The following is a 7,176-nucleotide window of genomic DNA, read 5'->3' on the forward strand; positions in this document are numbered from 1 at the left end:
ATGACGTCCAGCACACGGTAGGCCTGGGCGGCGGGTTCGTCGACGAGATGGTCCGAGGTCACGTAGGCGATGGTGCGGTCCACGAGCCGTCCCCGCACCCGCTGGGCGACGAGGCTGACGAGTCCAGCCCGGATCACGGCGCCGTCGGGCTCGTAGAGGTAGGCGCCCAGCGTGCCGACCTCGGGCTCGGGGACGCCGTCGAGCGGAGCGCGGACCGTCGTGGCCGTCTCGCCCCGCAGGACGAGGGCGGAGCGCCCCGGGCCGCTCGGGGCGAGGGGACCGAACCAGAGCCCCGCCTCGACGACGTCTCCGTCGACGCTCACCCACTCCGCCTCGGCGTCCACCGGCAGGTCGCCGTGCGCGATCGCGGGCCCGACCTTCACCCCGAGAGCGGGGACGCGCTCGCGCACGGCGAGGACGTCGGCCAGGGGAGGCGAGTACGCGGACGGGTCGTGCGTGCGGCGGCCACCGGTGGTGCGTCGTGCGGGGTCGGCGAACACGCCGTCGATCCCCTCGGCAGCCAGGTCGATCTCGAGACCGTTCGCGTGCAGGACGACCGCCTCGGGGAAGTGCCGCAGGTTGACCGTCGCGATCGCGGCCGTGAGCTCGTCGAGGTCGGCAGTGAGCACGGGCAGGCCCAGCGCGGCGAAGGCCATCGCGTCGCCGCCGATCCCGCTCGTGAGGTCCGCCACCCTCGTGCAGCCGGCATGGGAGTACCGGCCGGCGTGGCGCGCGGCCACCGTGAAGCGGGTGGCCTGCTCGAGCCCGGCCTGGGTGAACAGCATCCCGTCGGCGAACTCCCCGAACTTCTCCCGTGCCTTCGCGCGCAGCCGGGACTGGGTGAGGGCCGCCGAGGCGAGCACCGGATCGATACCCTCGCGGCGCATCCGCTCACCGAGGACCAGCGCGAGCTTCTCGTCGTACGGGGGCAGGGCACCGAGCAACGCCCAGCCCGCCGGGCTGAGCAGCAGGGACAGCGCCGCGGGATCCATCCCTCGATCCTGCCAGGTGGGCGAGCGCGGGGCTCACCCGGCTCGCACGGGGCCCGGTGCGCGTCGATCCGGGTCCCCACCGGACGGCGCGGCTGGCACTCGTGTTGACCGAGTGCTAACGGGAGCATAGATTTCTCATCGGCCCTCCAGGGCCAGCCGCACGGTCTGGTTGGCCGGCACCCGCGACGACGGGCAGCCGGACCCCGCGGCCATGCATCGTTCCCACGACTGTGAAGGGGAGGTCCGCTGTGTCGGTCTCCATCAAGCCGCTCGAGGACCGTGTCGTCGTTCGCACTCTCGAGGCAGAGCAGACGACGGCCTCCGGTCTGGTCATCCCGGACACCGCGAAGGAGAAGCCCCAGGAGGGCGAGATCCTCGCCGTCGGGCCCGGCCGGGTCGACGACAACGGCCAGCGCGTGCCGCTGGACGTCGCCGTCGGCGACACCGTGATCTACAGCAAGTACGGCGGCACCGAGGTCAAGTACGCGGGCGAGGAGTACCTCATCCTCTCCGCGCGCGACATCCTCGCCGTCGTCACGAAGTGACCGTGGCGCGCTGAGCGTCCGCGTCCTTCGACGCCGATCGACGACGAAGCCCCCCACCGCCAGGCGGTGGGGGGCTTCGTCGTGCAGGAACCCGGATCGTGCGGTCGGCTCTCAGCCGGCGCGACGCACGCGCTGCGACAAGGCAGCTGCGCGCTCGTCCTCCGACATCCCTCCCCAGACCCCGTAGGGCTCGCGGACGGTCAGGGCGTGCTCGCGGCACTGCTGGAGGACGGGGCAGGTCGCGCAGACGGCCTTGGCTGCCTCGGCACGACGTCGGCGGGCGGAGCCGCGCTCGCCCTCCGGGTGGAAGAACAAGGCGGGCTCGGCCTCGCGGCAGGCGCCGTCGTACTGCCACTCCCAGAGGTCCATCACGGGGCCGGGCAGTCGCGAGATCTCGGTCATGAGGTCCTCCAGGTCGTTGCGATCCGGGTACCGGGTCGTTCCGGCTACTGAGAACAACCTAGAACCGCTTCACTAGTTGGTCAAGGAGCCTCGGGAAACTGATTCGCGCCCTGTTCATCCCATGAGTCATCACTCACGTCCGCGCGTCAGGTCCGGTGGCGCGATCCTCGCGCGCGGAGCAGATCCGTCCGGGTGAATCGGACGCGTGGAGGGGCTGAACAGGGCAGATCGGGCACGGCTGGCGCGGTTCCGCGGGCTCTCGACTGGCGAAGCGCGCCAGGTCCTCGGCACAATCGCGTCATGGCCGATGCCGATCCCTCGCTCACCGTCGCTGCTGTCGCCCGTCGCCTGGGCGTGGCGCCGGCGACGCTCCGGACCTGGGACCGCCGGTACGGGCTCGGCCCGTCGGAGCACTCGGCGGGTGCGCACCGCCGGTACACGCCCGGTGACGTGGCCCGCCTGATGACGATGCGCCGACTGACCCTGGAGGGAGCAGCGCCCTCCGAGGCGGCGCGCAGCGCGCTCGACGGGGCGTCCGCCGGGCCCTCCGACCTCGAGGTCCTCGACGCCTACGCCGCCGCGGCGCCGATGGCGCCCGATCCCCAGGGCGTCGCCTCGGCTGCCCGTCACCTGGACAACGGCGCCGTCCGGTGGATGCTCGCCCGGGTGCACCCCGCGGACCCGATCGCATGGTGGAGCGAGCTCCTCTCCCCGGCGCTGCGGATCCTCGAGTCGGCCCCGGTGCTCGAGCACCCCGGCGAGAGCGCGGTCAGGCTGCTCGAGGCCGCGGCGTTCGCTGAGCTCCGCAGCAGGGCAGCGGCCTCGGTGCTGAGGTCCGGGGTCGCGGCCGCGTCCGCGCGCGGCCCGGAGGCCGGGTCCGAGCACGTGCGCGTGCTCGCCCTGCCGGTGGGGGCCAGCCCCGACCTCGTCGTGCACGTCATCGCCCTCGCGCTCCAGCAGGCGGGGATCGTCACCCGCGTGCTCGCCGGCGCCGCAGACGGCCGGCTCGTGGAGCTCGTCGGCCAGGTCGCTCCCGACGCCGTCGTGGTCCATGTCGGGTCCGCCGAGACCGACGTCGGTCGCTCCGTCGACGAGATCGACGAGCTGGCGCTCTCCCTTCCCGGGCTGCCGATCTTCGTCCACCGGGAAGGTGCGGCGCCGGTCCCGCTGGCGCCCGCTCCGGGGGTGCACCGGGTCCGCAGCCTCGCCGGCGCCTTCCACGAGCTGATCGCCGTGCTCGCGGCATCCACCTGAGCGTTCACCCTGCCGCATGCCTAAGGTCGGGGCCCCTTCCGGCCGATGAGGTAGACGCACGGCACCGCGTCGTGGCCTCCGGGACGGACCTGTCCCGGCGATCTGGAAGGGGAGCGGATGAGCGGCGTCATCGTCTGCCACGGTTCGGCCGGCGTTCGCGATCGCATCGTCACGGCCGCCCACGGGGTGGCAGCGCTCGCACCGGCCAGGGCTGCGGCGACGGCAGAGGAGCTCATCGCGCTCGTCCGGCGCACCGCCCCGGTCCTCGTCCTGCTCGACGCGCACCTGCCGGGAGTCGGTCCGATCGAGGCCCTCCGGCGGTTGCGGCTGCTCGACGTCTCGCCGACGATCCTCATGCTCGCGGTCCCGGGGGACGAGATCACCCTCGACCGGGCCGTCGCCCTGGGGGCCCGCGGCTACCTCCCCCCCGATGTCGAGCGCTCCGAGCTGGCCGCCGTCGCCACGCACGGCCTCAGTGCTCCCGTGGTGCCGTCCCAGTCGGGGCCGCGCCCCGGGTCGGATCAGCTCGGTGCCCGCGCGGTGTCGGCAGCGGCCTCGCGCACCGCTCAGGCGACCATCGTCGCCGAGCCCTCGTCGTCCCGTCGGCCGGCCGCCGGGGAGCTGACCCGCCGCGAGCTCGAGGTGCTCTCGGGGATGAGCCACGGCCGGTCGAACGCCCAGATCGGTGCGGAGCTCTTCCTCTCCGAGGACACCGTCAAGACCCACGCCCGTCGGCTGTTCCGCAAGCTGGGTGCCGCCGACAGGGCGCAGGCCGTCGCGATCGGCCTGCGCACGGGACTCATCCGCTGACTGCCCGCGTACTATCTCCGGGTGACCGCCTACGAGCCCGGACCGGCCGCCCCTCCTGCTGATCCTTTCGGGATGATCGGCCTGACCTACGACGACGTCCTGCTCCTGCCAGGAGAGACGGACGTCATCCCCAGCGAGGTGGACACCACCTCCCGGCTGACCCGCGAGATCTCGATGTCGATCCCGCTCGTGTCCGCGGCGATGGACACCGTGACCGAGTCCCGGATGGCGATCGCCCTTGCCCGCCAGGGCGGCGTCGGGATCCTGCACCGCAACCTCCCGATCGTCGACCAGGCCCATCAGGTGGACCTCGTCAAGCGCTCGGAGTCGGGGATGATCACCGACCCGCTGACGGTCTCGCCCGGGGCGACCCTTGCCGAGCTCGACCGGCTCTGCGGCATCTACCGCGTCTCCGGCCTGCCGGTCGTCGAGGAGGACCAGCGCCTGGTCGGCATCATCACCAACCGCGACCTGCGCTTCGTCGACCCCGCGGACATGCCCACGCTTCTCGTGCGCGACGTGATGACAGCGATGCCGCTGATCACCGCACCCGTGGGCATCAGCAGGGACGACGCCGCTGCGATCCTGGCCAGGCACAAGGTGGAGAAGCTCCCGCTCGTGGACGACGCGGGCCGGTTGCGGGGCCTGATCACCGTCAAGGACTTCACCAAGTCCGAGAAGTACCCGCTCGCCACCAAGGACGGCGAGGGGCGGCTCGTCGTCGGTGCCGCCGTCGGCTTCTTCGGGGACGCCTGGGAGCGGGTCACGGCCCTCGTGGAGGCGGGCGTCGACCTCCTCGTGGTCGACACGGCCAACGGGCACGCCCGCCTCATGCTCGACATGGTGCGCCGGATCAAGGCCGATCCCGCCACGCGCGGGGTCCAGGTGATCGGCGGGAACATCGCGACGCGCGAAGGGGCACAGGCCCTCGTCGACGCGGGCTGCGACGCCGTCAAGGTCGGCGTCGGCCCGGGGTCGATCTGCACCACCCGTGTGGTCGCCGGCGTCGGGGTGCCGCAGGTGACCGCGATCCACCTCGCTGCCCAGGCCTGCAAGCCCGCAGGGGTCCCGGTGATCGGGGACGGCGGGCTCCAGCACTCGGGGGACATCGCCAAGGCCCTGGTCGCCGGCGCGGACTCCGTCATGCTCGGTGGCCTGCTGGCCGGCTGCGACGAGTCGCCCGGCGACCTCGTCTTCGTCAACGGCAAGCAGTTCAAGCGGTACCGGGGGATGGCCTCGCTCGGGGCGATGCAGTCGCGCGGAGACCGGCGCTCCTTCTCCAAGGACAGGTACTTCCAGGGCGACCTCAGCGACGACGAGATCATCACCGAGGGCATCGAGGGGCAGGTGCCCTACCGGGGCCCGCTCGGGGCGGTCGCGCACCAGCTGGTCGGGGGGCTGCACCAGTCGATGTTCTACGTCGGCGCCAGGACGATCCCCGAGCTCCAGCAGCGGGGACGCTTCGTGCGGATCACGCCCGCGGGGCTGAAGGAGTCCCACCCGCACGACGTCCAGATGATCCGCGAGGCCCCGAACTACTCGACGCGATGAGCCTGGACGTCGCGGGGGTCACCGAGCTCGTCGAGCGGGTGGCCGCGGAGATCGTCGCCCCGCGCTTCCGGTCCCTCACGCCCCAGGACGTCGGCTCCAAGGGCGCGGGGGATGTCGTGACCGTCGTCGACACCGAGGCCGAGGCCGCGATCATCCAGGGACTGACCGCGCTGCTGCCCGGAGTGCCCGTGGTCGGCGAGGAGGGCGCGGCAGCCGATCCCGGCATCCTGCGGTGGCTCGACGCGCCGCTCGCCTGGGTCGTGGACCCGCTGGACGGGACGAGGGCCTTCATCGAGGGGCTCGAGGAGCATGCCGTGATGGTGGCGCTCCTCGAGCACGGCCGTGCCGTCGCCGGGTGGATCTGCCTCCCGGCGCTCGGCAGGACCTACGTCGCCGAGCGCGGAGCAGGCGCCACGCGCAACGGCGAACGGCTGGACCGCGCGGCGCCGGCCGAGCCGATCACCGGTGCGGCCTCCGCCGGCCTTCCCGAGGGTTGGCGCGAGGCGCTCGACTCCGCCCCGGCCACCGAGCAGATCGCGCTGGACAGCCGGCTCTGGTCGGGGTACTTCTACTCGCAGGTCGCCGACGGCGTCCTGGACAGCCTGGTCTACGCCAGGGCTCATCCCTGGGACCACGCGCCGGGTGCGGTGATCGTGCGGGAGCTCGGTGGGGCGGTGCTCCGACCGGACGGGAGCGAGTACCTGCCCGGATCTCCGGGTGGCGGGCTCGTGGTCGGCTCGACCCCCGGCGCGGCCAAGAGCGTGCTCGACGTCCTGGCCTCCTGAGGCCCGCCGCTCGCCCGAGGCCCGGGATCAGCCGGCGGATCGAGCCGCGACGGGCTGCACCGAGCGCATCGGCCAGTGCGTCGTGGCCCCGTCGCCCACCAGGCCCTTGCGGGCGCGCCAGTCGTTGAAGGACTCGGCCCACCTGCGGTGCGCGTCCACCTGCATCGCGTGCAGGGCGGGCAGATCGGTCTCGCCGAGCTCCGGGTGCGCGGCCACGATCGCGGCGAGGACGTCGAGGGTCGCGAGCACGTCGGCGTCGGCGCTGTGCAGCGAGCCCGTGCTGATCCCGTAGTGGGCGCACAGGTCGCCGAGCCGACGCTTGCCCGGCCGGTACGGGTCGACGGCGCGGTCCAGCACGAGCGGGTCGAGGACGGGGGCGACGGGGGAGCCGAGCCGCTCCTCGAGGCTCGCGCGCCCGTGCCGCGCGAGCTCGGCGTCGAGAAGGGTGAGGTCGTAGGCGGCGTTGTAGGCGACGAGCGGTTCTCCGCGACGGAGGGCTGCGACCAGGGCCGTGGCGATCTCCTCGACGGCGGCACCTGGCGCCCGGCCCTGCTCCCTGGCCGTGGCGCTGTCGATCCCGTGCACGGCCGTCGCCGCCGCCGGGACGGGGATGCCGGGGTCGAGGAGCCATGCCGATACCTGAGAGGAGGGCCCGGCCGGTCCAGGACCGGCGCTGCGCCGGACGAGGGCGGCGGTCACGATGCGGTCCCGGTCGACGTCGACGCCCGTGGTCTCGGTGTCGAAGCCCGTCATCGGCCGTGCGATCCAGCCGCTCGCTGCTGCCATGCCCTGCTCCTGCCGTCCGGAGCCCTCGCCCCGCGCTGTGTCGTCCGTGAC

The 7,176-nt window shown here is 73.2% G+C and carries 8 protein-coding genes; 5 read left to right on the top strand and 3 right to left on the bottom strand.

Annotation, left to right across the window (positions count from 1 at the left end; genetic code table 11):
* A partial coding sequence (locus ABWK99_RS11545) for an SAM-dependent methyltransferase (RefSeq protein ID WP_372594850.1) occupies positions 1 to 992 on the bottom strand: 992 nt, incomplete at its 3' end.
* 248 nt (positions 993 to 1,240) lie between these two features.
* Between ABWK99_RS11545 and groES the strand changes: the two genes are divergently transcribed.
* Entirely contained in the window at positions 1,241 to 1,537 is a 297-nt protein-coding gene (gene groES / locus ABWK99_RS11550) for a co-chaperone GroES (protein WP_372594851.1), read from the top strand.
* Between the two features lie 111 nt (positions 1,538 to 1,648).
* Here groES and ABWK99_RS11555 read toward each other — a convergent pair whose 3' ends face one another.
* On the bottom strand, positions 1,649 to 1,939 hold the full coding sequence (locus ABWK99_RS11555; RefSeq protein WP_372594852.1) for a WhiB family transcriptional regulator: 291 nt from the start codon (positions 1,937 to 1,939) through the stop codon (positions 1,649 to 1,651).
* Positions 1,940 to 2,239: 300 nt separating this feature from the next.
* On the opposite strand from ABWK99_RS11555, the gene ABWK99_RS11560 reads away from it, so the two are divergent.
* From ABWK99_RS11560 to ABWK99_RS11575, 4 genes are all read left to right on the top strand, one after another.
* A complete protein-coding gene (locus tag ABWK99_RS11560; protein ID WP_372594853.1) occupies positions 2,240 to 3,193 on the top strand; it encodes a MerR family transcriptional regulator in 954 nt (317 codons plus the stop codon).
* 117 nt (positions 3,194 to 3,310) lie between these two features.
* Positions 3,311 to 4,003: a DNA-binding response regulator gene (locus ABWK99_RS11565; RefSeq protein WP_372594854.1), complete on the top strand. Its 693-nt coding sequence runs from the start codon at positions 3,311 to 3,313 to the stop codon at positions 4,001 to 4,003.
* A gap of 72 nt (positions 4,004 to 4,075) precedes the next feature.
* On the top strand, positions 4,076 to 5,554 hold the full coding sequence (gene guaB / locus ABWK99_RS11570) for an IMP dehydrogenase (RefSeq protein WP_372594855.1): 1,479 nt from the start codon (positions 4,076 to 4,078) through the stop codon (positions 5,552 to 5,554).
* The gene (locus tag ABWK99_RS11575) at positions 5,551 to 6,339 is read left to right on the top strand and encodes an inositol monophosphatase (RefSeq protein ID WP_372594856.1); all 789 of its coding nucleotides are present in this window, start codon (positions 5,551 to 5,553) and stop codon (positions 6,337 to 6,339) included. Before guaB ends, ABWK99_RS11575 begins: the two co-directional genes overlap by 4 nt.
* A 27-nt stretch (positions 6,340 to 6,366) precedes the next feature.
* Here ABWK99_RS11575 and ABWK99_RS11580 read toward each other — a convergent pair whose 3' ends face one another.
* Positions 6,367 to 7,125, bottom strand: a complete 759-nt coding sequence (locus ABWK99_RS11580; protein WP_372594857.1) for an exonuclease domain-containing protein — start codon at positions 7,123 to 7,125, stop codon at positions 6,367 to 6,369.
* Between the last annotated feature and the right edge of the window lie 51 nt (positions 7,126 to 7,176).

Origin of the sequence: Actinotalea sp. (assembly GCF_041597215.1) — a bacterium.
In the GTDB taxonomy this organism is placed as follows: domain Bacteria; phylum Actinomycetota; class Actinomycetes; order Actinomycetales; family Cellulomonadaceae; genus Actinotalea.

Coding starts and splice junctions, on each gene's coding strand:
- ABWK99_RS11560 (WP_372594853.1), top strand. CDS start 2,240: ATGGCCGATGCCGATCCCTCGCTCACCGTCGCTGCTGTCGCCCGTCGC.
- guaB (WP_372594855.1), top strand. CDS start 4,076: ATGATCGGCCTGACCTACGACGACGTCCTGCTCCTGCCAGGAGAGACG.
- ABWK99_RS11580 (WP_372594857.1), bottom strand. CDS start 7,125: ATGGCAGCAGCGAGCGGCTGGATCGCACGGCCGATGACGGGCTTCGAC.
- ABWK99_RS11555 (WP_372594852.1), bottom strand. CDS start 1,939: ATGACCGAGATCTCGCGACTGCCCGGCCCCGTGATGGACCTCTGGGAG.
- ABWK99_RS11565 (WP_372594854.1), top strand. CDS start 3,311: ATGAGCGGCGTCATCGTCTGCCACGGTTCGGCCGGCGTTCGCGATCGC.
- ABWK99_RS11575 (WP_372594856.1), top strand. CDS start 5,551: ATGAGCCTGGACGTCGCGGGGGTCACCGAGCTCGTCGAGCGGGTGGCC.